Annotated in this window: 24 protein-coding genes; 12 read left to right on the top strand and 12 right to left on the bottom strand. The window is 60.5% G+C overall.

What is annotated here, in order from left to right; translation table 11 throughout:
* Positions 1-45 precede the first annotated feature (45 nt).
* On the bottom strand, positions 46-801 hold the full coding sequence (locus tag HKX41_06170; protein NNC23738.1) for an ABC transporter permease: 756 nt from the start codon (positions 799-801) through the stop codon (positions 46-48).
* A complete protein-coding gene (locus HKX41_06175) occupies positions 798-1730 on the bottom strand; it encodes an ABC transporter ATP-binding protein (GenBank protein ID NNC23739.1) in 933 nt (310 codons plus the stop codon). The genes HKX41_06170 and HKX41_06175 overlap by 4 nt, the downstream gene beginning before the upstream one ends.
* Before the next feature lie 101 nt (positions 1731-1831).
* Here HKX41_06175 and HKX41_06180 point away from each other — a divergent pair, with 101 nt between their 5' ends.
* The 9 genes from HKX41_06180 (at position 1832) to rapZ (ending at position 8518) form a co-directional block, all read left to right on the top strand.
* Positions 1832-2809, top strand: a complete 978-nt coding sequence (locus HKX41_06180) for a KpsF/GutQ family sugar-phosphate isomerase (protein NNC23740.1) — start codon at positions 1832-1834, stop codon at positions 2807-2809.
* The gene (locus HKX41_06185; protein NNC23741.1) at positions 2806-3333 is read left to right on the top strand and encodes an HAD hydrolase family protein; all 528 of its coding nucleotides are present in this window, start codon (positions 2806-2808) and stop codon (positions 3331-3333) included. The genes HKX41_06180 and HKX41_06185 overlap by 4 nt, the downstream gene beginning before the upstream one ends.
* Positions 3303-3887, top strand: a complete 585-nt coding sequence (gene lptC / locus HKX41_06190; GenBank protein ID NNC23742.1) for an LPS export ABC transporter periplasmic protein LptC — start codon at positions 3303-3305, stop codon at positions 3885-3887. The genes HKX41_06185 and lptC overlap by 31 nt, the downstream gene beginning before the upstream one ends.
* Before the next feature lie 40 nt (positions 3888-3927).
* The gene (lptA, locus tag HKX41_06195) at positions 3928-4416 is read left to right on the top strand and encodes a lipopolysaccharide transport periplasmic protein LptA (protein NNC23743.1); all 489 of its coding nucleotides are present in this window, start codon (positions 3928-3930) and stop codon (positions 4414-4416) included.
* On the top strand, positions 4413-5171 hold the full coding sequence (gene lptB, locus HKX41_06200) for an LPS export ABC transporter ATP-binding protein (GenBank protein NNC23744.1): 759 nt from the start codon (positions 4413-4415) through the stop codon (positions 5169-5171). The genes lptA and lptB overlap by 4 nt, the downstream gene beginning before the upstream one ends.
* Positions 5172-5276: 105 nt before the next feature.
* Entirely contained in the window at positions 5277-6674 is a 1398-nt protein-coding gene (locus HKX41_06205; protein NNC23745.1) for an RNA polymerase factor sigma-54, read from the top strand.
* Between the two features lie 90 nt (positions 6675-6764).
* Positions 6765-7091 (top strand): ribosome-associated translation inhibitor RaiA, encoded by a 327-nt coding sequence (gene raiA, locus HKX41_06210; protein NNC23746.1) that lies wholly within the window; start codon positions 6765-6767, stop codon positions 7089-7091.
* Positions 7092-7131: 40 nt separating this feature from the next.
* Positions 7132-7605: a PTS transporter subunit EIIA gene (locus tag HKX41_06215; protein ID NNC23747.1), complete on the top strand. Its 474-nt coding sequence runs from the start codon at positions 7132-7134 to the stop codon at positions 7603-7605.
* 55 nt (positions 7606-7660) lie between these two features.
* Complete coding sequence (gene rapZ, locus HKX41_06220) at positions 7661-8518, top strand: RNase adapter RapZ (GenBank protein ID NNC23748.1); 858 nt, start codon at positions 7661-7663, stop codon at positions 8516-8518.
* Between the two features lie 173 nt (positions 8519-8691).
* On the opposite strand, the gene pmbA is transcribed toward rapZ, so the two are convergent.
* From pmbA to HKX41_06235, 3 genes are all read right to left on the bottom strand, one after another.
* A complete protein-coding gene (gene pmbA / locus HKX41_06225) occupies positions 8692-10050 on the bottom strand; it encodes a metalloprotease PmbA (protein ID NNC23749.1) in 1359 nt (452 codons plus the stop codon).
* Positions 10051-10111: 61 nt separating this feature from the next.
* Complete coding sequence (gene mpl / locus HKX41_06230) at positions 10112-11467, bottom strand: UDP-N-acetylmuramate:L-alanyl-gamma-D-glutamyl-meso-diaminopimelate ligase (protein ID NNC23750.1); 1356 nt, start codon at positions 11465-11467, stop codon at positions 10112-10114.
* Between the two features lie 3 nt (positions 11468-11470).
* The gene (locus HKX41_06235) at positions 11471-12139 is read right to left on the bottom strand and encodes a hypothetical protein (GenBank protein ID NNC23751.1); all 669 of its coding nucleotides are present in this window, start codon (positions 12137-12139) and stop codon (positions 11471-11473) included.
* A gap of 15 nt (positions 12140-12154) precedes the next feature.
* On the opposite strand from HKX41_06235, the gene rnd reads away from it, so the two are divergent.
* Positions 12155-13276 carry a ribonuclease D gene (gene rnd / locus HKX41_06240; GenBank protein ID NNC23752.1) on the top strand — a complete coding sequence of 374 codons (1122 nt, stop codon included), beginning with the start codon at positions 12155-12157 and terminating at the stop codon, positions 13274-13276.
* Between the two features lie 38 nt (positions 13277-13314).
* Here rnd and HKX41_06245 read toward each other — a convergent pair whose 3' ends face one another.
* The gene (locus HKX41_06245) at positions 13315-13869 is read right to left on the bottom strand and encodes an adenylate kinase (protein ID NNC23753.1); all 555 of its coding nucleotides are present in this window, start codon (positions 13867-13869) and stop codon (positions 13315-13317) included.
* A gap of 178 nt (positions 13870-14047) precedes the next feature.
* Here HKX41_06245 and HKX41_06250 point away from each other — a divergent pair, with 178 nt between their 5' ends.
* Together HKX41_06250 and ppa are read left to right on the top strand one after the other, a co-directional pair.
* On the top strand, positions 14048-15310 hold the full coding sequence (locus HKX41_06250) for a 6-phosphofructokinase (GenBank protein NNC23754.1): 1263 nt from the start codon (positions 14048-14050) through the stop codon (positions 15308-15310).
* A 75-nt stretch (positions 15311-15385) separates the two neighbouring features.
* Positions 15386-15919, top strand: a complete 534-nt coding sequence (gene ppa / locus HKX41_06255) for an inorganic diphosphatase (protein NNC23755.1) — start codon at positions 15386-15388, stop codon at positions 15917-15919.
* Positions 15920-16067: 148 nt separating this feature from the next.
* On the opposite strand, the gene eda is transcribed toward ppa, so the two are convergent.
* From eda to HKX41_06285, 6 genes are all read right to left on the bottom strand, one after another.
* A complete protein-coding gene (gene eda / locus HKX41_06260; GenBank protein ID NNC23756.1) occupies positions 16068-16697 on the bottom strand; it encodes a bifunctional 4-hydroxy-2-oxoglutarate aldolase/2-dehydro-3-deoxy-phosphogluconate aldolase in 630 nt (209 codons plus the stop codon).
* On the bottom strand, positions 16697-18526 hold the full coding sequence (locus HKX41_06265; GenBank protein NNC23757.1) for a phosphogluconate dehydratase: 1830 nt from the start codon (positions 18524-18526) through the stop codon (positions 16697-16699). The genes eda and HKX41_06265 overlap by 1 nt, the downstream gene beginning before the upstream one ends.
* A 16-nt stretch (positions 18527-18542) precedes the next feature.
* Positions 18543-19232 carry a 6-phosphogluconolactonase gene (gene pgl / locus HKX41_06270; GenBank protein NNC23758.1) on the bottom strand — a complete coding sequence of 230 codons (690 nt, stop codon included), beginning with the start codon at positions 19230-19232 and terminating at the stop codon, positions 18543-18545.
* A gap of 4 nt (positions 19233-19236) precedes the next feature.
* Positions 19237-20709, bottom strand: a complete 1473-nt coding sequence (gene zwf / locus HKX41_06275; GenBank protein ID NNC23759.1) for a glucose-6-phosphate dehydrogenase — start codon at positions 20707-20709, stop codon at positions 19237-19239.
* A gap of 98 nt (positions 20710-20807) precedes the next feature.
* Positions 20808-21581: a YrhK family protein gene (locus tag HKX41_06280; GenBank protein NNC23760.1), complete on the bottom strand. Its 774-nt coding sequence runs from the start codon at positions 21579-21581 to the stop codon at positions 20808-20810.
* Between the two features lie 112 nt (positions 21582-21693).
* Positions 21694-23250, bottom strand: a complete 1557-nt coding sequence (locus HKX41_06285; GenBank protein NNC23761.1) for a hypothetical protein — start codon at positions 23248-23250, stop codon at positions 21694-21696.
* Between the last annotated feature and the right edge of the window lie 137 nt (positions 23251-23387).

Raw genomic sequence — 23387 nt, forward strand, 5'->3', positions numbered from 1 at the left:
TTTTAGCACCGGAGACCAGGCACCTTGCGACCACCAACTGCCGGTTCAACTGCGAATCCTGAATCCTTCACCGAGCATCCAGATCGCTAACACTGAGACCGCGACGAAAAACCCGCCTGCGACACTCATGGCAACGACCACGTTGGCATCCCCCACACCGAAGAAACCGCGCCGAAAACCGTCGATCATGTAGAAAAACGGATTGAAGTAGGATGCTTTTTGCCAGAAAGGCGGAAGCGAGTGGATCGAATAAAAAATCCCCGATAGAAACGACATCGGCACGATGAAAAAATTCTGAAACGCCGCCAGATGATCGAATTTTTCGGCCAGTATCCCGGCAATCAGCCCGATTACAGCTAGCGTGCCGCCGGACAAGAGCAACATCAAAAGGATCAACCCGGGATGGGTGATCGGCACCGAGACGAAAAGATTCGTGACGATGAAAAGCACCAGCGCCACCAGACAGCCACGCGCAACAGCAGCAGCGGTATAAGCAAGGTAGATCTCGAAAGGCGACAGCGGTGTCATCAGCATGAACACCAGATTGCCCATAACCTTGGACTGGGTGAAACTCGACGATGTGTTGGCAAACGCGTTCTGGATCACGCTCATCATCATCAAGCCCGGCACCAGAAACGCGGTGCTCGGCACGCCCTGGATGGTTTCACCGCGCAGCACCTGGCTAAACACCGCCATATACAACAACGCAGTAACCACCGGCGCGCCAATCGTCTGCAGGATGACACTGTAGAAACGCCGAATCTCCTTGATAAACAGCGCGTAGCAACCGTAAACATTCATACGGCCACGCCCACGTCGTTATTCATGGTCAGATCGACGAAAATATTTTCCAGCGACGGCTCGCGGGTACGCACGTCATTCAAGCGGTACCCGGCGTCACGCACGGCTTCGATGACATCGCCGATGTGATGGCGCCCAGTCTCAAGTTTAAACTCGACGTTTTCCCCGTCACGTGACTCCACAAGGTGCTCGACAGCGTCCGGCAGAACGGCGTCGGCTCGGTCCAACTGCAACGACAGATAGCGATACGGATGGCGGCCGAGCAAATCCCGCGTATCTTCGAGCACGAGAATCCGCCCACCGTCGAGGATCGCCGTGCGGTCACAGAGCTGCTCGGCTTCTTCGAGGTAATGCGTGGTGAGCACGACGGTGTGGCCGGCGTCGTTCAATTCCTTGGTGAACCGCCAGAGCGTGCGACGAAGCTCAACGTCGACGCCAGCCGTCGGCTCGTCCAGGATGATGACATCAGGTTTATGGACCAAGGCCTGAGCGATCAATACGCGACGCTTCATGCCACCCGATAACGCTCGGATTGACTGATCGCGCTTATCGGTCAGTTCGAGGCGGCGCAGCAGCTCATCGATCCAGGGCCAGTAGTCGCGACCGCAGCCGTGATACCCGGCTTGCTGCCGCAACATGTTGCGGACCGAGAAAAAAGGATCGTAGACCAATTCCTGCGGCACCACGCCAAGCGACCGGCGCGCCTGTCGATAATCGGTGATGACATCGTTGCCAAGCACTGAGACCGACCCGGAACTGGCGGTCGACAAACCGGCGGTGATATTGATCAGCGTTGATTTGCCGGCACCATTGGGGCCAAGCAACGCGAAAAACGACCCCCGCTCGATATCGAAATCGACGTCATCGAGCGCTTGAAAGTCGCCGAAGTGCTTGGACACGGACCGATAAGAAAGCGCGGGCGCTGCCATGACGCAAGGATACTAGGAAGGCGTAGCCGACCAGTATAAGCTGTAGCGCAATCCGATGCGAGCACGACAAGACCCCGACGCTCGTACGCTAGACTATTGCCATGGATAAAGATACCCGCATCAAGGCCGGCCAACGCGTCATCGCGATTGAGGCCGAGGCCGCCACCGCGCTAGCCGATCGAGTCGATAGCGCATTCGACGACGCCGTGACAACGGTCTTGAATACAGCAGGGCGCGTGATCGTAACCGGCGTCGGCAAATCGGGGCATATTGGCGGCAAGATTGCTGCCACGCTCGCCTCCACAGGCACGCCGGCGTTTTTCGTTCACGCGGGAGAAGCCAGCCACGGCGATCTCGGCATGGTGACCCGAAACGACGTCGTACTTGCACTGTCTTATTCGGGCGAGACCGGCGAATTGTTGCAGCTCTTGCCGCTATTGAAACGCCTTGGCACACCACTGATTTGCATGACCGGGCGGCCGGAATCAACGCTGGCGACCCGGGCCGACGTCCATCTCGACGTCAGCGTGACAATCGAAGCCTGCCCGCTGGATCTAGCGCCATCGGCTTCCACCACCGCAGCGTTGGTCATGGGTGATGCACTGGCCATCACGCTGCTCGAAGCACGCGATTTCGGCGTGGCCGACTTCGCCCGCTCGCACCCTGGCGGTCAACTGGGCCGCCGTCTGTTGATGACAGTTGATGATGTCATGCACCAGGGCGACGAACTACCGCTTATCGGCCTCGACGCCACCGTCGGCGACGCACTTCTGGAAATGACTGCCAAAGGGCTCGGCATGACAGGTGTAGCCGATGCCGACGGCCATCTCGCCGGTGTATTCACCGACGGCGACCTGCGGCGTACGCTCGACCTCGGCACCGATCCGCGCAGCACACCGATCGCCGAAGCCATGACCCAAAGTCCCAAAACAATTAGCGCCGGCGCACTCGCCACGGAAGCCATTCAAATGCTGGAAACCCACCGTATTGGCGGCGGCGGCCTATTCGTGGTCGACACCGACAACCATGCCGTAGGCGCGCTAAACACCCAGGATCTACTGCGAGCGGGCATTCTATGAGTGATACCGAAACGAGCTCGAACGAGCAACTACCGCGCACCGAGCGCGCGCGACAGATTCAGTTGGCAGTCTTTGATGTCGACGGCGTGCTGACCGATGGCCGCCTATATCTGCTCGACCACGGCGAGCCGGCACGTAGCATGCACGTGCATGACGGCCTCGGCATCAAACGCTTGCTGGCCGCCGGTATCGACGTCGCAGTGATCAGCGCACGCCCGGGTGCAGCCGTGGCCGAACGCCTGCATGAGCTGGGCGTCATCCATATCCACCTGGATAGTCACGACAAACGCATGGACTTCGAGGCCATTTTGGCCGAGCTCGAGATCACCCCGAGCGAGGCTGCAATCATGGGCGACGACCTGCCGGATCTGGCCTTGATGCGCGACGCGGGCCTGGCACTGACCGTGAGCGATGCCGTAGACGCCGTGCGTGAACACGCCGATTGGGTCAGCTCCCGTGGTGGTGGCGACGGCGCCGTACGCCAAGCCTGCGAATGGCTGATCGACGCGCGCGAGGCGACGTGAAGCCATACCTCAATATCGCGCTGCTCGTTATCGGCTGCCTGGGAGTCGCCGCCACGCTCTACGGCACGTGCGAGTTTGTAAATAGCGACCGACAACCGCCCGGCTCCACGCCCGAGAACAGCCAATACTACCTGATCCAACCGGTCACTTATAAGTTTGATAAAAAAGGGCAACGAGTCTATAAGTTAATCGCCAAGCGCAGCCTTTATTTTCAAAGCGGCGTCATTCAGATCCAGCAGCCCAACATGCGCTATGCCGGCGCAAAAAAGGGCCAGTGGCACCTCACGGCCAAGCGCGGGTTCGTGCCGGCCGCTCACCAGCGAATCCGCTTGAATGACCAAGTAGAAGTCGTCAAACACCAAGCCGACGGCGGCAAGACGCACATCAAAACCGACCAAGCCTGGGTTAACCCCGACCAGCATCTGGTGACTTCATCACACTATGTACGTGCCGACTTACCGACCCACCGCCTTACCGGCATGGGCATGCGACTGAACACGCAGACCGACCACTTGAAAGTGAAAAACGATGCGAATGTCACTTATCAGCAATAGGCCACGACTGGTCGCGACTCTGGCTTTGGCCGTAGTAAGCATGGCAGCGGCGACAGCCGTACCGGCAGCTACCCAGCAAAAGCCAAAGCTGCCAATCAATATACAGTCGAATCAAGCGACCTTTGACCAGAAAAACGGCAAGAGCGTGTACGAAGGCGCGGTCAAACTCACCCGTGGCGGGCTCACGCTGACCGGTGACAAACTTGTGCTGACCAACACCCGCCAACGTGGCCAACTGCACGCTGTACTGACTGGCTCGCCCGCACAGATCGCCAAAAAACCGGATCAGGCGGGCAGTCACACGATTGACGGCCACGCACAACGGCTTATCTTCGACAACCCGGATCGCACCGTCACCATGCGAGGCGAAGCCTTCCTGAAACGCGCAGATGGCAACGCAGTGCGCGGCGCGAAGATCATCCACAATCTCGATACGGACCAAAGCCGGGCGCTACGGGGCAATAAGAACAACGAACGCGTCAAGGTTACGCTGCAACCGAAGGACACGTCGGGAAACGGCAATAAATGAGCGCCTCAGCCACCAACGCCACCCCCTCGGGAAACCGGCTCGACGCGACCGGGCTCCGGAAAAGTTATCGCGGCCGCAGTGTCCTGGAAGGAGTCGACATTGGCGTCGAACGCGGCGAGATCGCGGGCCTTCTAGGGCCGAACGGCGCAGGCAAGACGACGGCCTTCTACATCGTTGTAGGCCTGATTCGCCCCGACCACGGCCAGATCATGCTGGGTGATCACTCGCTCAGCGGCATGCCAATGCACAAACGGTCGCGCTACGGGATCGGCTATCTGCCACAAGAGCCATCGGTGTTCCGCAAGCTCTCGGTCGCCGACAATATCCGCGCGATCCTCCAATTCCGCACCGATCTCAATCGAAAACAGGTGCGGGCAAAGTTGGATGACCTGCTCGAGGAACTGTCAATCAGCCACATCGCCGACTCGATAGGGATCCATCTGTCCGGCGGTGAACGCCGGCGCGTGGAAATCGCGCGTGCGCTCGCGGCCGAGCCCAGTTTCATGCTGCTCGACGAGCCTTTCGCCGGTATCGACCCAATCGCGATCAGCGACATCCGCGGCATCATCCGCTATCTTGCCGAACGCGGCATCGGGGTGCTCATAACCGATCACAATGTGCGCGAGACCCTCGGCATCTGCGACCACGCATTCATCCTGGCCGAAGGCACAGTCATCGCCAGCGGCGAGCGACACGATGTCGTAGCCAACTCGCGTGTGCGTGAAGTCTACCTCGGCGAAGACTTCACGCTATAGTCGAGGCGCGGCGCCAATCGCACGCTTGTCACTGCTCGTACGTCAGCAGATGGATTCGGATCGTTACCCTGTGATCAGCCGCATTCGACTTAAGGTGACCCAGTTATGAAGCAATCGCTGAATATCTCACCGACCCAGTCGTTGACTATGACGCCGGCGCTGCAACAGGCGATCAACATGTTGCAGATGTCGACGGCGAGCTTGCGCGCCGAGATTCAGAGCGCGCTCGATTCCAACCTAATGCTGGAATCCGACGACGGCAACAGCGATTCGGACGAGGAGACACCGGAGAGCACAGGCGACGATACGCCGGATGCCGGGGAGGTCAACGTCGAGTGGGAGCAGATCTACGAGCCGTCGCCAAGCAGCTCAAACGCCGACCTGGCGCCGGGCGACGAATGGCAAACCAATACGGTATCCACCGAAAGCCTGAGCGACCATCTCCACTGGCAAGCGGACATGGCGCCGTTCGACCCACACGAGCGTGCAGCGGCGACAGTCATCATCGACGCCATCGGCATCTCCGGCCGAATCGAGGACTGGCTAAGCATCGCCGATTCGCTCGACACGGATTTCGGCCTCGACGCCGACGCGGCGGAATCAACGCTCCAACGCATTCAAACGTTCGATCCACCCGGCGTAGCAGCGCGCAACCTGGATGAATGTATCAGCCTGCAACTCGCGCAGTACGATAGCGACACCCCCGGACACGGCACCGCGTTCAAGCTAATCCGCGAAGTCGGCCTCGAAGCGCTGGCTAATGCCGAGCGATACGAATTAGCCCAGACCATCGACACGCCGGCCAACGAAATCGACGCGGCACTGGCGCTGATCCGCACCTGCCGGCCCGATCCGGGCGAAGCTTATGAACAGTCGACAGCGGAATTCATCAGCCCGGAAATCGAAATACATCGAACCACCAGTGGCTGGCAAGTCAGCCTGAACAACGACACCATCCCTCGCGTGCGCCTGAATGAGCGTTACCTCGAGCTGATCAAGCGCGGCGATCAGTCCGACGACCAAACCACGCTCAAAAACCATCTGCAAGAAGCCCGGTGCTTTCTGAACAGCCTAAAATCGCGCAACGAAACCCTGCTCGAGGTCGCCGAATGTCTGGTGACCACCCAGCGCGCGTTTTTAGACTACGGTGATAAGGCGCTCAAACCCCTGGTCCTGCGCGATGTGGCCGAACGACTGGATATGCACGAATCGACGGTTTCACGCGCCACAGCCAACAAATACATACAGACACCACGCGGCATACTGGAGATGAAATCATTTTTCTCCAGCCGCGTACCAACAACCGATGGCGGTGCCGTCTCGGGCGTTGCCATCCAGGCTATGTTGCAATCCATTATCGCCGAGGAAACACCGTCGCAGCCGTTTTCCGACAGCAAACTCACCACCAGGCTGCATGATGAAGGCGTCTGCGTGGCGCGGCGCACAGTCGCCAAATACCGTGCGGCACTCGGCATTGCACCGTCGCGTGAGCGCCGCCGGTAGACGCCGTCTATGACGACAGCGGTTGCCAAAAGGTGCATCACGAGCGGCATAATGCAACCACCGTTAATACGGGTAGCAAGGAGAGCCTTCATGAATCTCAACATATCCGGCCACCACGTCGACGTTACCGACGCACTTCGCGACTACGTCGAATCCAAGATGGAACGCATCGAACGACACTTCGATCACGTCATCGACGCCGAAGTTGTCCTCGAGGTCGCCAAAGAGCGCCACTCGGCGGAAGTGACCATGCAACTCTCAGGTACACGCCTGCACGCCGAAGCCACCGAGCCGGATATGTATGCCGCCATCAATAGCATGGTCGACAAACTCGACCGACAAACGCGTCGGTACAAAGAAAAAGCGCGCGATCACCACAACCGCGATGGCCGCCGGGTCGATCGTGACGCTGGTTAGCGGTGACAAGCGATGGCCAATGGCCAGCGGCGGTTGAGTAATGCAGCTCGAAGACTGCCTGACACCCCGGCGCGTTCGTCATGTACCGGAGATATCAAGCCGTAAGCGGCTACTGGAACGAGTCGCGAATATGCTGGCCTCAGCCGAACCGTCGCTGACGGCCAGCGAAATTCTGGATGCGTTGCGGGCACGCGAACGGCTCGGATCGACCGTCGTCGGCGGCGGTGCCGTTATAGCCCGCGCGCGCATCGCCGGCCTGGCTTCGCCGCTCGGTGCCTTCGTGCAACTAAGCCACAGCATTGACTACGGCGCGAATGAACCGGACGCTGCCCCAATCGACCGACTTTTCGCACTAATCGTCCCCAAAGTGCCCAGCAACGACGTACGCGGCTTTGTCGATACTCTCGGCAAAACGCTAGCTCGCCCGGAAACCGCGGCTCGACTGCACGCCACAGCGAACGACGAAGCACTATTCACCGCCTTGTGTGCACTCGACGACACGCCCACGCCATGAACAGATCCGCCAACGCCAGCCACGAGCGTATTGCGCCGCCCCGAGGAGCCCCTTCATGAAACTGATCATCGTCAGCGGACTGGCCGGCGCTGGCAAATCCGTGGTCCTCCAGACCCTGGAAGACATCGGCTACTTCTCGATCGACAATCTGCCACTGGCCATGCTCCGCGATGTTTCCGCAAGCACGCTCACAGCGGAAGGCCTGGACTACGAACGGCTGGCGCTCGGCATCGATACACGGGCCGGACGCGAGCGCCTCGCGGATCTGCCGCAACGCATCGACAATCTGCGCGCGGCCGGCGTCGACGTCGAACTGATGTTTGTCACCGCCGATCCAGGCACGATCCTCGGTCGCTTCGACCAAACCCGTCGCCGTCACCCGCTGGCCACGGCCGACCTCGCACTGCCCGAAGCCATCCGCGCCGACCGTGACGCACTCTCGGCGATCGAAGACAGCGCCGACGTCACGATCGATACGAGCCGCACCAATATCCATGAACTGCGCGACATCGTGCGCAACCGGGTCGAATCCGGGCAACCGGGGTCGGTTGCCATCCTGCTGCAGTCGTTCGGCTTCAAGCATGGCATTCCAGACGGCGTCGACTTCTGTTTCGACGCACGCTGTCTGCCTAACCCTTACTGGGACCCCGAGCTTCGCCAGGCGACGGGCCGAGACCCCGGCGTGGCCGCCTTTTTCGAGGCCGACCAAGCAACACAGACCTATCTAACCGATCTCAGCAATTTTTTCGAGACCTGGTTACCCGCCTTCGCGCACGGCGATCGCGCCTACGTCACGATTGCCATCGGCTGCACGGGCGGCAACCACCGCTCGGTGTATCTCGTGGAGCAGCTGGCCAAGTCTTGCCGGGCGCACTACGAACCAGTCATCGTGCGACATAACGAGATCGGTTGATAACCGCGGCAAAGACCTGACTGGCCAATCACAGTCGCCACCGCGCCGACCCCATCTCAGGTATACCTACTAGCGTCGAGCCACGCGCCCGCAACGCATTGATCTGATAACCCAACACCAAAGACCGCACGCGGCCGGCCCGCGTTTTTGACTTGCCGCGCCAGGTGGGCGAATCAATTGCCGGCGATCGTCATGCGCTCAATCAGAACCGACGGCGTTCGCAACACGTTTGAAGTGTCGACATCATTACCAAGCGCATCAATCTGCTGAAACATCTGGCTTAGGTTGCCCGCGATGGTCACATTTTCCACTGGGTAAGCGATCTCACCGTTTTCCACCCAGAAACCAGCCGCACCACGCGAGTAGTCGCCCGTCGTCAGATCCACGCCCTGCCCCATTAGCTCAGTCACCACGAGCCCCCGGCCCATGCGGGCGATCAAAGCTTCAAACTCATGTTCGCCCGGTGCGATCGCTGGATTGAACACGCCGCCAGCATTGCCGGTGGTGGTCATGCCGAGCCGGCGTGCGCTATAGGACCCGAGCACATAACCAGTCAACACGCCATTGTCGACAAGTTTACGCTCGGCCGTCGCTACACCGTCGCCATCAAAGCCGGCGCTGGCCAGACCGCGTGGCCGATGGGGCGATTGTGTCAAGGTGAGTGCCGGGGCAGCGATCACATCACCCATTCGGTCTTTTAGGAAGCTGGCGTCTTTATACAGCGCCCCGCCACTGATCGCACCGATCAGGTGTTGCCAGAGACTGGCCGCCACTCGTGGCTCAAAAAGAACCGGCGCGGTCGTCGTCGGCGGCGTGCGCGCGCCCAAGCGGGCAACTGCACGATCGACCGCGCGTCGGCCAATGGCTTCGTCGGAAGCAAGATCGTCGGCTGCGCGCGCCGGCGAAAACGCCACGTCACGCTGCATGCCATTGTCATCCCGCGCGAGTGCACTGCAGCTAATCGCGTGTTGGGTCGCTGCCTGCGCGGCAATAAAGCCGTGGCTGTTGGCATACACCGTCATCTCGCTTTCGGTCCCGACCTGGGCCGCTTCGACCTGAAAGACCCGCGCATCGCGTTCAAATGCGGCGGCCTCAACCGCCAGCGCGCGGCGTTCAGCCTCATCGGCATCCAGCGCCCATGGATGATTCAACGATAACTCGGGCCAACCGCTGGCCATGAGCGAGGCGTCGGCCAGACCGGCGTCGGGATCGGGCTCGGTGAAACGCGCCATCTCAAGTGCCCGCGTCAGCGTCTCGGCCAGCCCATCGGCGCTCAAATCACTGGTTGTGGCTGTCGCTGAGCGCTGACCGCGATAGACGGTGACGCCGGCCGACCGCGCGTTGGCTGATTCGACGCTCTCGCGCTGCCCGGCGCGCGCCGAGACCGACAGACTGCGCGCCGCCGAAATACCGACTTCGGCAGCATCCGCCCCGCCGCGACGTGCATCGCTGATCAGCGCCGCCACTTGCTCGCGCAGCGCTTGCGGCGCGACGCGGGCCTGCACATCGACGGCATCTCCAGTCTCGGCCATTATCGTTCCTTGTCTTGTGTCCAACCGTTCAAGACCAGTGCAGCAGTCAACGTTGCTGGTCTCATGCGTTATTTTCGAGTTGACCGAGAAGCCGCTGTTGAAAATTGTCGAAGCCGGCATTGCTCAGTACAACAACGTGATCCGCAGGCCTAACAAACGCCGCGACCGCCATCACCAACGCGTCGACCGTGGTCGCGGCGTCCACATACGGCAGCCCCGCACGGCCGAGTGTTGCTTCCACCGACCAATCGAGACCGTCGGCAAAAACGAACACGGCATCGGCGCGCGTCAAACTCGCGGCTAGCTTATCGCCGTGGACACCTGCACGCATAGCGTTCGACGCCGGCTGCAGCACGGCAATCAGACGCCCAGTCCCCGGTTTGTCGGCAAGTGCGGCCAGCGTGGCCTCGATCGCAGTCGGATGGTGGGCGAAGTCGTCGGTCACCGATACACCGCCAGCACAGCCGAGATATTCTAAGCGTCGCTTGACGCCGTGAAAGTCGGCCAACGCCTGGGCCGAAGCTGTCGGTGCCACACCGGCCGCATCGGCCGCGACGACCGCGGCCAGCGCATTCGACGCGGTATGCGCGCCGGTCAAGGTCCAACGCTCGTCAGCAAGCACCCGAGTGGCTTGACTAACCTGCCAAGCCCCAGTCTCGGTATCTAAACGCGCCGACCAATCGGTCTCGGTGTTGAATCTGGCCACCGGGGTCCAGCAGCCGCGGTCGAGCACATTCGCCAGCTCCGGCTCGTCTGCATTGACCACCAGGTGCCCGCTCCCAGGCACAACGCGGACCAATTGATGGAATTGGCGTTTTATCGCCTCTAGATTGTCAAAAATATCGGCATGGTCGAACTCGAGATTGTTCAGCACGCAGATCGATGGCCGATAATGGATGAACTTCGAGCGCTTATCGAAAAACGCCGTATCGTATTCATCGGCTTCAACCACGAAACAACGCCCACCGCCGAGTGCGGCGGAAACGCCAAGATTGTGCGCCACACCGCCAATCAACCACCCCGGATCATAGCCAGCCCGGCGCAGTATATGCGTGAGCATACTGGCCGTCGTGGTCTTGCCGTGGGTGCCGGCCACAGCCAGGACCTGCCGTCCAGCCAACACGTTATCGGCAAGCCAGGCCGGGCCGGACGTATAGGCCAGCCCTCGATCCAGGACGGCTTCGACCTCCGGATTGCCACGCGACAACGCGTTGCCAATCACGACTTCATCCGGGGCCGGTTCGAGGTTGGCCACCCTAAAACCATCGGCGACCTCGATACCCACCTCGGCGAGCTGCGTACTCATGGGCGGATAGAGCGCACTATCCGAGCCGGTCACCGTATGCCCGGCCGCGCGCGCCAGCAACGCGATACCGGCCATGAAAGTGCCGCCAATGCCGAGAATATGAACGTTCATGCGCTAGACAGCAGCAAAAACCACCAGCAGGAACAACTCGAAGCCGATAGCAGCAGCCACCCCCATCCAGCGCGACATATCGAGTGCCTGACGATAGATGTGGCCAAACACCAGCAAACGCCAGACACCGACCGCGGCAAACAGGAGAAACGCCCAAGCAACGGACGCGGACAGCGGTTCCCCCGCCCCGGTTGCCATCCCGGCGCTGCTGTTGCCACTCTGATTGGCGTTGGTTTTGTCAGGTGTGTCTTGCGCCGGGCTCGCCGACGACGCCGAACCAGTTGTTTGGGTCGCAGTGGGCGGCGCGTTGGCGGCGTTAACACGCATGGCCTTCAGGTAGGGAGCCATGGCGAGGTTCGGCGCGATCATGATCACCGTGAATAGCGTGCCGGTCGCAAACAGAGCCGTGGCCGTCTGTCGAAAGCGATTGGGCACATTGCGCCAAAGCAGGAGCCCCGCCGTGTAAATGGCCAGGAGTACAGTGGTTAACAAAATCAGGCTAACCGCCTGCGCCAAGGACTCCAGCACCAGTAGCTGGCCGGTGCCAGCCACCACGTATAGCGCCGCTGCAACGGCCAGCGAGCCACGATCACCGGGCATATCCTGCGGCCCGGCGCGCAGTCGCATAAGGTCAAGAACCTGGACCAACACGGCCATGATGGAATTCAACATTCGTATAATGCGCCAATGATACAAAACACTTCGCAATCGGTCGCGGTGATCGACACGTCAGCCGACCTCAGCGCTTTTCTCGAGGCGATCGGGCAGCCCACTACGCTGGCGCTGGATACCGAATTCGCGCGCGAACGGACCTATTTCCCACGGCTGTGTCTGATCCAACTCGCCGTCGACAACCGCATCGCGCTGATCGATGCGCTAACCATCGACGATCTCGACCCATTGGCCGCGCTCTGGGCTAATCCACAAGTCACGACCGTCATCCATTCAGCCACCCAGGATCTCGAAGTCCTGCTTCACCGCACCGGCGCGCTACCCGCGTGCGTGTACGACACCCAGATGGCGGCCGCATTCGCCGGTTACGACGCGCAAGCAGGCTACGCAGCGCTGGTTGAATCCGAACTCGGCGTGACATTAGCCAAGGGCCACACACGCACCGACTGGCAACAGCGGCCACTACCATCGGGGGCACTCGACTATGCCGCCGACGACGTGCGCTATCTACCGGCGCTTCATGGGCGCTTGGCCGAACAACTAGCCGACGCCGGACGCCAACAATGGTTGGCCGAAGACTGTGCGCGCCTGACCGACGCGGAGCGCTATCGACCCCACCCCGACAAAAGCATTCGCTTCGTGCGCGGCCTCGACCAACTCGAGGCATCAGCGCTGCCAATTGCTGCGCATCTGGCGGCCTGGCGAGAGCGAACGGCTGTAAACGCTGATCGCCCCCGGCGCTGGATCCTGGCCGACGACGCGGTCGTTGAGATGGCCCGTCGCCAACCATCCCGGACCGCCGATCTGGCCGTAATCGAATCGCTGCCTAAGCGCACGCGCGAACGCCACGGCAACGCGCTGATCGATACGATTACCGCGGCCGACGGCGACACAGCGATGGCACCGGCGGCTACCACCAAGCCGACGCCCGCCGAGCGTCGACAGACCAAAGCCGGCATGGCCGAGCTGCGACGCATCGCCGGCACCCTAAAGATAGCGCCCGGAGCGCTCGGTTCGCGCGCGGATGTCGAGGCGCTGGTGTCGGGCCGACGCGATACGCGGCTGGAAACGGGCTGGCGCGCCGAAGTGGCCGGGGCGGCAATCGCCGCAGCTATCGGTGCGTCGACAGCCGGGTAACTGTTGTCAGCGCTTGTGCACGCGGGTGATACCGCGGCTCAAGCGGCTTCGATCGCCTCGATCAAACGCGTCTGAATCGCGTCGATATCGCCAGTGGCGTTGACCGGCGTCAGCAAACCACGCTGTTCGTAATAGGTCACCAAAGGCTCGGTCTGCTCGGCGAAGACAGCGAGTCGATTACGGATCGCTTCCTCCGTGTCATCCGCCCGTCCGCGCGCAGCCAAACGCCCGACGATTTCTTCATTATCCACCTGCATGTGGATGACGCGCTGGAGCGGTCGCGACAGCTCGTCGAGCAATTGATCCAGTGCTTCGGCCTGCGCCAGGCTGCGCGGGAAACCGTCGAGGATGAAGCCATTCTGCGCGTCCGGCTCATTCAACCGTTCCCGGATCATCCCGATAACGGTGTCGTCCGAAACCAGTTCGCCAGCATCCATCGCCGCCTTGGCTTTTTGCCCCAATTCGCTACCGGAAGCCACGGCCTCGCGCAGCAAATCACCGGAGGCAATCTTCGGCACGCCGTAATGTGACGCCAGTTCGGCGCCCTGCGTTCCTTTTCCGGAGCCGGGCGCGCCCAGCAACACGATTTTCAGCATAGTTGTTTCTGCGGTTTGTTCGTGTCGGGCGCTGGAGCAGTTCGCCCCGTCAACGCCGCGTTATTGACAAGGTCGTTGAAGTTACTGAACGCGTCAGCTCGCGTCAATTGTCGCGTACCAACCTGCACCCGTATGATTTCGGGGACGACATCCACATATCCATGAGTGCCTTACCGTGCCCCGCAACAACGTATTCTATGCCCAAAGCGGCGGTGTGACATCCGTGATCAACGCCTCGGCGGCCGGTGTCATCGAGACTGCACGCGCCAACTCCGACCGTATCGGCCGCGTTTACGCTGGCCGCGACGGCATCGTCGGTGCGCTTACTGAAGACTTAATCGATACCAGCGCCGAGTCCGACGCTGCGATCGCCGCGCTGTATCACACGCCCGGCGGTGCATTCGGCTCGGCACGCTACAAACTAAAATCCCTCGACGAAAATCGCGCCGAATACGAACGCTTGATCGAAGTTTTTAAGGCACACGACATCGGTTACTTTTTCTACAACGGCGGCGGCGACTCGGCCGACACCTGCGAAAAGGTCAGTCATATCGCCGACGTCATGGGCTATCCGATCCAGACGATCCATATCCCCAAAACCATGGATAACGACCTGCCGGCGACTGACTGCTCGCCGGGCTTTGCCAGCGTAGCCAAATACACCGCCGTATCCATCCGCGAAGCCAGCCTTGACCTGGAAAGCATGTATCCAACCTCGACCAAGGTCTTCATCCTCGAGGTCATGGGCCGGCACACTGGCTGGACCGCAGCCGCCGGTGGCGTCGCCAGCGACATTGAAAGCGCCGACCCGCACATCATCCTGTTCCCGGAAGTCGTCTTCGACCGCGAACGCTTCCTGCGTAAGGTCGACAGCTGTGTCCAAAACCACGGTTACTGCACGATCGTGGCCTCCGAAGGCCTACGCCGACCGGACGGCCAATTCGTTTCGGACGCCGGCACCCAGGACGTTTTCGGCCACACACAACTCGGCGGCGTGGCCTCGGCGTTGGCAGACATGGTCGGCAACGAACTCGGCTACAAAAACCATTACGCCATCGCTGACTATCTCATGCGCTCAGCCCGGCACATCGCTTCCGAGACCGACGTCGAACACGCCTATGCCGTAGGCCAGGCAGCGGTCGAATACGCACTGGATGGCCACTCCGGCGTAATGGTGACTATTGAACGTGAATCCGACGACCCCTATCGCTGGCGACTCGGCAGCGCACCCTTGGCCGATGTCGCCAACGGCGAGCAAGCGATGCCGGACACGTTTATCAGCGACGACGGCTTCCACATCACGGACGCCGCGCGGGCCTATCTGACACCATTGATTACCGGGGAATCCCATCCACCCTACGTCGATGGCCTGCCGCAGTACGCACGCTTGACCAAACAGCCAGTACCGCGCCAGTTGAATACCGATTTCAAAGTTTAAACAGTCGCACGAGTCGCCGGCGCACCCGGCAATCCGTTAAACTCGCGCATTTGAATTTCCAGAGGTTTTTGGGACATGGGATACGAAGCACTCACGCCGGGCAAAAAAGCACCGGAGGAAGTCAATGTTGTGGTCGAGATTCTGGCGGGCGCCAGCTCGGTCAAGTACGAGATCGACGAGGACACTGACTGCCTGACCGTCGACCGCTTCATGAACGTGGCCATGCACTATCCGGGTAACTACGGCTTCGTCCCCAAAACCCTCTACGACGACGGCGACCCAGTCGACGCGCTGGTGCTGACGCCCGAGCCGATTGTGGCCGGCGTTGTGGTGCCATGTCGTCCGGTTGCGGTGCTGCACACCGAGGACGAATCCGGCCTGGACGCCAAGATTCTTTGCGTGCCGACCGATAAGATCGCGACGGATTATTACAAGTCGATCCGGGACCTCAGCGATCTGGACGAGCGCACATGCCGCGAGATCGACCACTTCTTCACGCACTACAAAGACTTGGAAGACGGCAAATGGTCCAAGGTCGGCGGCTGGGAAGGTGCCGACAAGGCGCAAAACGAGATCCAGCGCTCGATGGACGCGTACGACAAGAGCTGAGTCGAAGCGTTTAGTCGCCCAGCCAGGTCTCGGCCGATTACAGGCGGTTAACCTGCTGGGCGGTGGCGCCGACCATCTATCGGGGCCAGTGGTGTAGTCGGTTACGACTTTCCAACCGGCCCCGGTTCGGACGCTGCGCCGCGCATATTTAAGCGGTTTTCAAATGACCGGTGTTTTTGGCTTCCAAACGCACGGCATCCCAATCGCCGGCTTTGACTGCGGCGGCCGGCGTCAGCCAGCTCCCGCCGACACAGGCAACACTCGGTAACGCCAGATAGTCACCGGCGGTTTCAGCGTCGATTCCGCCCGTGGGACAGAAAGTCATATCCGGGTGCACGCTGGCGTAGGCCTTGATTGCCGTTGGGCCACCGAGCGCCGCCGCGGGGAAAAGCTTGGCGCAATACCGGCCGCGCGCGGCCAGATGTGCCAGCTCACTGACCGTTTGCGCCCCCGGCAGATATGCGACACCGCGCTCGCGACAGACGTCGTCGACCGCGTCGGCAACGCCCGGAGAGACGATGAACCGAGCACCCGCTTCGAGTGCCTGTTCGGCCTGCTCGGCGGTCCAGACGGTCCCAGCCCCGACATGCATCTCGGGTAATTCGCGCCTGACAGCGTCTATGGCCTCGAACGCCGCCGACGTGCGCCGTGTGATTTCGATCACCGACACGCCCCCTTCCGACAACGCACGCGCGATCGACACGGCCTGGTCGGCGTCCTGAACCGTCACCACCGGAATTACCGGTGACAGCGTCATTATCTCGGCGATATCGGCCATCATGGCACTCCTTGTAATACCGGGCCCGCACCCTGTTCGGCCGTGGCCGCGTTCTGGCGGAAAAAGGCAAACAACTCGCGCCCAAGGCCAAACTCGGTCTCCGGCGCATCCTCGAACGTGATGGGGTCACGCGCGGCCAGCGTATCGGCATCCACGTCGACCCCCAATGTTCCGGCCTCGGCATCCAGTACGATCGGATCTCCATCGCGCAGCTTGGCGATCGGCCCGCCGCGCGAACCTTCGGGTGTGAGCTGCAATGCAGCCGGCACTTTGCCGGACGCGCCGGACATGCGGCCGTCGGTCAACAACGCGATGTGGAGGCCAGCGTCCTGAAGGTTGGTCAGCGTGGGGGTGAGCTTGTGCAGCTCGGGCATGCCGTTGCCTCTCGGGCCCTGATAAGGAATCACGACCACCATGTCGGTGTTCAGTTCGCCGGCTTTGAAAGCATCCAGAACGTGTTCCTGCGAGGCGAATACACGCGCCGGCGCCGTCACTCGACGGTGCTGGTGCGCCACCGCAGAGACCTTGATGATACCGCGCCCCAAATTGCCTTCGAGCAACGTGATGCCGCCCGTATCCGCGAACGGCTCAGCCGGCATGCGAACCACGTCGCTGTCATGGCTAGCGTGTGGACCTTCGCGCCAGACCACCTCGTCGTTTTCGATGAACGGCTCGCGCGTATAGTTCGACAGCCCGTCGCCAACCACGGTGGTCACATCCTCGTGCAGCAAACCGGCGTCCAGCAACGAACGAATCATCAATTGGATACCACCAGCCGCGCGCATGTGGTTAACATCGGCGGTGCCGTTCGGATACACCCGCGCCAGCAACGGTGTGATCGCCGACAACTCGGCAAAATCATCCCAATCGATAACGATGCCGGCCGCGCGCGCGATCGCCACGAGGTGCATGGTGTGGTTGGTCGAACCACCCGAGGCCAGCAGCCCAACCATGCCGTTGACGATGGCTTTTTCGTCGACCACGTGCGCCAGCGGCGTGTAGTTGTCGCCCAACGCCGTCAGGCCCACGACTTGCTCGGCCGCTGCCCGTGTCGCCGCCTCGCGTAGCGGCGTGCCGGGATTGACAAACGATGTCCCCGGGATGTGCAACCCCATGAACTCCATCAACAACTGGTTGCTGTTAGCAGTACCGTAGAAGGTGCACGTCCCGGGCGAATGATAGGACATGGACTCGGCTTTCAAGAGTTCGTCGCGGCCGATCTCGCCGGCGGCGAACCGCTGGCGAACCTTGGATTTCATCTGATTGGGCAGCCCCGAGGTCATCGGGCCGGCCGGCGCGAACACGAACGGCAGATGACCATAGGACAACGAGCCAATCAAAAGCCCCGGCACAATCTTGTCGCACACACCAAGACACATCGCGCCGTCGAACATGTTGTGCGACAGCGCCACGGCCGCCGCCATGGCGATCACATCACGCGAGAACAGCGACAGCTCCATACCCGGCTGACCTTGGGTGACGCCGTCGCACATGGCCGGCGTACCGCCGGCGAACTGAGCCACGCCGCCAGCCTGCCAGGCCGCGTCCTTGATGATGTCCGGAAAGTCTTTAAGCGGTTGGTGGGCCGACAGCATATCGTTATAAGCTGAGACAATCGCGATATTGGGCCGTTGCTCACCGGCCAGTGCATCCTTGCCCGCCTGACCAGAGCTCGCAAAACCGTGGGCGAGATTGCCGCAGGATAATTCACCACGGTGCGGGCCACGCTTCGCGGCGGCATCCATACGCGCCAGATAATCGGCGCGCGAATCACGGCTCCTGGCCACGATTCGGTCGGTTACACGGGCGACAGTGTCATTCATCGACATAACAACCTCTGCGCATTTAAGGCGCCCAGAAAACCCGCACGGGCACGGGCGCATTGTTCAAAATAGCGGCGATCGGCAACTCGCCGGGCGGCGCGCCGGTTGCGGCGCGTTCAAATACTGTCCACTTATCAGCTCCGAAAAACAGGACGCTGATTGCGCGCGCCTGCGTCAACCTCGGCACCGAGAGACTGATACGCGCGGTTTCTCCGGCCGGTAAGTCGGGCACCACAACACGGCCACTGCTGGCCAGCATGGCCTCAATATTGGCCGCATGCGGGAAAATCGACGCTGTATGGCCATCGCCCCCCATACCGAGCACGACGTGATCGAATGGGTCGCCGATCGCGGCTAATTCGTTGTCAACTTCGGCTGCGGCCTCAAGCGGCGTTTGCTGGCCACGATACAGCCCCCGAAGTTGAGCATCCGCGGCCATCCCAGTCAGGACTCTCTCGCGAAACAATCGCTCGTTGCTGGCGTCTTGGTCGACCGACACCCAGCGCTCGTCGCTCGGCATGATCGTCACTCGATCCCAGGCCAGCGGCGTCGCGGCCAGCGACGCGAACATATCGACTGGTGAACTACCGCCACACAACACAATGCGCGCGCGGCCCGCGGCTGACACCCCGGCACGGGTATCGGCGGCGACCGTGTTGGCCAGTGCCGCTGCCGCCGCCGGCCGAGATGAAAATGCATTTACGTAGTGCACGGTGCTACTCGTCCTGCCAGCGCCGCCCGTCACGATCGATCAACAGGAAGCCGTCCGGCGGCCCCCAACTCCCAGCCAGGTACGACTGCGTATGCTGGCGTGAGTCGCGCCAAGCAGCGCCGATCTGATCGATCCACTGCCAGGCCGATTCGACTTCTTCGCGGCCCATGAACAACGCCGGGTTACCCCGCAGCACTTCCATCAGCAACCGCTCGTACGAATCCGGATAGCGCACATCGAACTCGTCGGAAAAACTTAAATTGAGCGGCACCGAAGTCATGTGAAAGCCGCCCGGGCCGGGGTCTTTGGTCATCAACTTGAGATTGACGCCCTCTTCCGGCTGCAGCGTCAGTGTCAGCGTGTTCGGCGCCAGCGAATGATCGCCAAAAATTGAGTGCGGCACCGGCTTAAACTGAAACACGATCTTCGAGGATTTTTGCGCCATGCGCTTGCCGGTGCGCAAATAAAACGGTGTATCGCGCCAGCGCCAACTATCCAGCTCAGCCTTGATCGCTACGAATGTCTCGGCTTCGAGTTCACGGTCAGCCTCGGTATCCGCACCGTAGGCATCGACAGGTTCGCCATCGATCATCCCGGCGGCATAACGACCACGCACGGTGACATCCGCACAGTTTTCGGTCGTAATGGGACGCAGTGCACGCAGCACTTTCATCTTCTCGTTACGGATGTCGTCGTAGTGCATGCTGGCCGGCGGCTCCATCGCCACAAGGCACAACAGCTGCAGCAGATGGTTCTGGACCATATCGCGCAGCGCACCGGTCTGTTCGTAGAAATCGAGCCGCTCTTCCACGCCGATATCCTCGGCCACGGTGATCTGGACGTGATCGATGTGGTTGCGGTTCCAGACCGGCTCGAACATCGAATTGCCAAACCGCAAGGCCAACAGGTTCTGAACCGCTTCCTTGCCGAGATAGTGGTCGATGCGGAAAATCCGCGACTCGTCGAACACCGCGCCGACCGCATCGTTGATCGCCCGGGCCGATTGCTCGTCGAAGCCAACCGGTTTTTCCAGCACAATCCGTGCGCTCTCGGTGGCAAGCCCCTGATCGGCTAACGTTCTAGCGATAGAGCCATAAAGCTGGGCCGCTGTTGCCAAATAGAAAACACGCACGCGGCCGTCCGGCTCGACGCCGAGTTTACCGGCAAGATCGGACCAGCCGGTGTCGTTGGCAACATCAACCGACTGGTACCCCAGTCGGCCAGTGAATCGCTGCCAGACCTCGTCGTCCGGTATGGGTTCGTCCAGATGCTCGGCCAACACATCGGCCACCCATTGGACATACTCACCGTCGGAGTAGTCACGGCGCGATACGCCGATGATCCGGCTATCTTCGGATAGTTGTCCATCGCGGTCACGGTGATAGAGCGCCGGCAGCAGCTTGCGTGCCGCTAGATCACCGGTACCGCCGAAAATGACCAGATCGAACGGGGAAACCGGAATAAATTCAGCGGGCATAAACCAATGTGGGCCAGTTGGAAAGGACCCAGTATAACCCGACTAATTTGTGCAACATAGCTCGAAACGGCAGGCGTGTTCGGCTCGTTACCCCGATATTAAGAACCAAGCCGGCCGTAGCGATCGACTTCTCGTCGGACGAACTCGGTCAACACACTGGTGCGCGAACCACCAGCGGCTGCGTGGCGCCGTCGTACCCGGTAACGCAAATGAATCATCAGGCCGCCGCTTAGAAACAGGATACTCCCGGCCATGTATTCAAAGCCCGCATAGGTCATCACTAGCGTGGCATCCCGATTGCTGTGCAGATCCCAGAGATACGGCACCGAGGCGACCAAAAACAACACAGAACCAACGGCGAACCAGGCAACAGTCAGGTTGAACAATTCGAGGTAGGCCAGCGTCGGCGACTCAAAGACCTGCAACAAATTGATGCTGGCACCCACAACAAAAGCGACTGACCCCAGCACGAACAGCCAGGCACCGGCGACTGGCCAGTCCCAGCTCGGCAGGAAAAACACGCTGCCGACCGCGAACAAAAGCGAGCCGGTGACATAGTTCAAAGAGGCGAGCAATTCGAGCGTCTGCCCCAGCGTGCGCGTAAAAAACAAACGCCAAAAGCGGACCACTTCCAACAGATCGTGGCCAGTAACCACTAAATACAGAATCGAGCCGATCAGAAACAGCCAGGCACCGACAAACTGCGATGACGCCAATGCCGGCAAAAAGAAGATACTGCCGCCGATAAAGAGCGCGGCGCCGAGCTCATAAACCACAAGACTGACCAACTCCCACCAATCATGGGCGGGATGGTCGGGGTCAGCCACTTGCGGACTACCGACACGCGGCCTGTTGGTAACCAGATGTGCCATCGCTAGATAGACAGTAGCTTATAACGCCCAGAACAAGCCAATAACACGCTACAAACAAAAAGGCCCGGCCGAAAAAATCGGCCGGGCCCGTTCAGCTGGTTCTAACTCAACCTTAGAAGGTGTAGTAGAACCGCAGACGATTGTCGTAGAAGGTCGACTTCTCCACATTGCTGTCGAAGTGGGTGATACCCAACGTATTGGAGACGTGCAGACCGGACAGCGCCGGGTCGAGCTCACCGAAGTTATAGCTTAGGCCAACATTGATGCCATAGCTATCTTCGCTGCCACACTCCGAGCCGACATCCTGCGGACCACTAGCACAACTCGCATCCCCACCGGAGTTCAGGGTATAGAACCTGTGGCCGTTGCCTTCCTTGGCGTGGTAGTAGTCACCCGCAACCGAGACACCGAAGCCGTAGCCAGGTTTCAGGGCCAACGAGCCGCCAACGGCGTAGCCAGGACCGATTTCCTGCATACCGTTGTTCATGGTGTCGGTGTACAAGAAGCCGGAAAGATCCGAGTACGGATGCAGCATCTGGCCGTCGCCGAGCGTGCCATTATGCTCGGGCGAGTAGTTGGCCTGCAGCGAACCGTTGACGTATTCGGATTTGAAACCAACTTTCAGACCGAAGATATCGGATTTGATACCGCCATAGTCTTGGATCTTCGCGTTGGCGTTATCCGTATCGTCCGCCCGGACGTACTGTGCCCGGACATACGGGGCAAAGTTTGTCTCGCCCTTCGCCGGTGCGATATAGCCAGCTTCGACGTATTCCAGGTTCTGGATTGCCTGGAAGGTGTGATGGTACGCCTGAAAGATGTAGTTACCTTCCGGCGTGTTTTTACGGTAGCTGGTACCAATGCTCCACAACCCCGGGGTATCGATGCCGTAGAAGTTGTTGTTTACACTGAAGTCATCGTGTTGAGCACGATATTTGGTCCGGGAGAACTTAGCACCGTAAATCTTCCAGGACTGACCATTCGCATCACTGGCCGACAGCGGCATGAAAGCGTTCATGTCGAGGCTGGGCGCAGTGGCGCGTTGGCCGCTTTGATCGCTATTGGACGTTAGCGACGACTGGTTCTTACCCATCCATTTGAACGGCGCGATAATCACCGACGCACCATCGAATGAGCGCGGGTTGAACGAGAACCGGTCGTTGCTGGCAAACGGCGTGGTGACCAATTGCCGACCAACGCGGGCTTGGAAGCCGGGGGCGTTGTATTGCCCATACAAAGCCGAGAAGGTCGTCAGAGAGCTGCCACCGGATTTAGGCCCGAGATTCGGGTTGCCGTTCCAGTTACCGCTATCGGGATCGTAGAAGTTGTCGGTGTAGACGAACTCACCGCCGGCCGAGAAACCGTAGACCATGCCGGTGTGCAGATCCAGATAACCGCCGTAGGCCGTCGACCGACGGTCATCCACGTCTTGGTTGCCATCGTGCCAACGACGAAAATCGTAGACACCGGCCCGGCCGTGGACGCGGGTGCCCTTCACAACATTGTTGATGAACTGGTCGCGGAACGTATTCGTAGTGGCGCTATCCGACGAGGTCGCGGCCAAAGCCGAGCTGCCAAACATGACGGCCGAAGCCCCAAAGGCCAACGAAATCTGCAACGCTAGCCGGGAGCGACCCGTGCGCGCTGCTTGCTTGCTTGAGTGATTCACTGTTCTTCCCTCCAGAGTAGATGCCTTTACAAAGGCGACTGACAACGGACTAAAAGCCCGAATTCCTTGTCCACCGCCGTACAACCCCACGCTGTTCGACGGCACCCGCAGAACGAATCATACCGATTGCTCTGCGC

The organism is Salifodinibacter halophilus (genome assembly GCA_012999515.1).
GTDB lineage: Bacteria > Pseudomonadota > Gammaproteobacteria > Nevskiales > Salinisphaeraceae > Salifodinibacter > Salifodinibacter halophilus.

Bases quoted from the DNA above. Each gene is read 5' to 3' on its own strand.
- mpl (NNC23750.1), bottom strand. From the start codon at position 11,467: ATGAACGTTCATATTCTCGGCATTGGCGGCACTTTCATGGCCGGTATC.
- HKX41_06175 (NNC23739.1), bottom strand. From the start codon at position 1,730: ATGGCAGCGCCCGCGCTTTCTTATCGGTCCGTGTCCAAGCACTTCGGC.
- rapZ (NNC23748.1), top strand. From the start codon at position 7,661: ATGAAACTGATCATCGTCAGCGGACTGGCCGGCGCTGGCAAATCCGTG.
- rnd (NNC23752.1), top strand. From the start codon at position 12,155: ATGATACAAAACACTTCGCAATCGGTCGCGGTGATCGACACGTCAGCC.
- HKX41_06170 (NNC23738.1), bottom strand. From the start codon at position 801: ATGAATGTTTACGGTTGCTACGCGCTGTTTATCAAGGAGATTCGGCGT.
- lptA (NNC23743.1), top strand. From the start codon at position 3,928: ATGGCAGCGGCGACAGCCGTACCGGCAGCTACCCAGCAAAAGCCAAAG.
- ppa (NNC23755.1), top strand. From the start codon at position 15,386: ATGGGATACGAAGCACTCACGCCGGGCAAAAAAGCACCGGAGGAAGTC.
- HKX41_06205 (NNC23745.1), top strand. From the start codon at position 5,277: ATGAAGCAATCGCTGAATATCTCACCGACCCAGTCGTTGACTATGACG.
- pmbA (NNC23749.1), bottom strand. From the start codon at position 10,050: ATGGCCGAGACTGGAGATGCCGTCGATGTGCAGGCCCGCGTCGCGCCG.
- eda (NNC23756.1), bottom strand. From the start codon at position 16,697: ATGGCCGATATCGCCGAGATAATGACGCTGTCACCGGTAATTCCGGTG.
- lptC (NNC23742.1), top strand. From the start codon at position 3,303: ATGGCTGATCGACGCGCGCGAGGCGACGTGAAGCCATACCTCAATATC.
- HKX41_06180 (NNC23740.1), top strand. From the start codon at position 1,832: ATGGATAAAGATACCCGCATCAAGGCCGGCCAACGCGTCATCGCGATT.
- HKX41_06235 (NNC23751.1), bottom strand. From the start codon at position 12,139: ATGTTGAATTCCATCATGGCCGTGTTGGTCCAGGTTCTTGACCTTATG.
- HKX41_06280 (NNC23760.1), bottom strand. From the start codon at position 21,581: ATGGCACATCTGGTTACCAACAGGCCGCGTGTCGGTAGTCCGCAAGTG.
- HKX41_06215 (NNC23747.1), top strand. From the start codon at position 7,132: ATGCAGCTCGAAGACTGCCTGACACCCCGGCGCGTTCGTCATGTACCG.
- zwf (NNC23759.1), bottom strand. From the start codon at position 20,709: ATGCCCGCTGAATTTATTCCGGTTTCCCCGTTCGATCTGGTCATTTTC.
- HKX41_06265 (NNC23757.1), bottom strand. From the start codon at position 18,526: ATGTCGATGAATGACACTGTCGCCCGTGTAACCGACCGAATCGTGGCC.
- raiA (NNC23746.1), top strand. From the start codon at position 6,765: ATGAATCTCAACATATCCGGCCACCACGTCGACGTTACCGACGCACTT.
- lptB (NNC23744.1), top strand. From the start codon at position 4,413: ATGAGCGCCTCAGCCACCAACGCCACCCCCTCGGGAAACCGGCTCGAC.
- HKX41_06185 (NNC23741.1), top strand. From the start codon at position 2,806: ATGAGTGATACCGAAACGAGCTCGAACGAGCAACTACCGCGCACCGAG.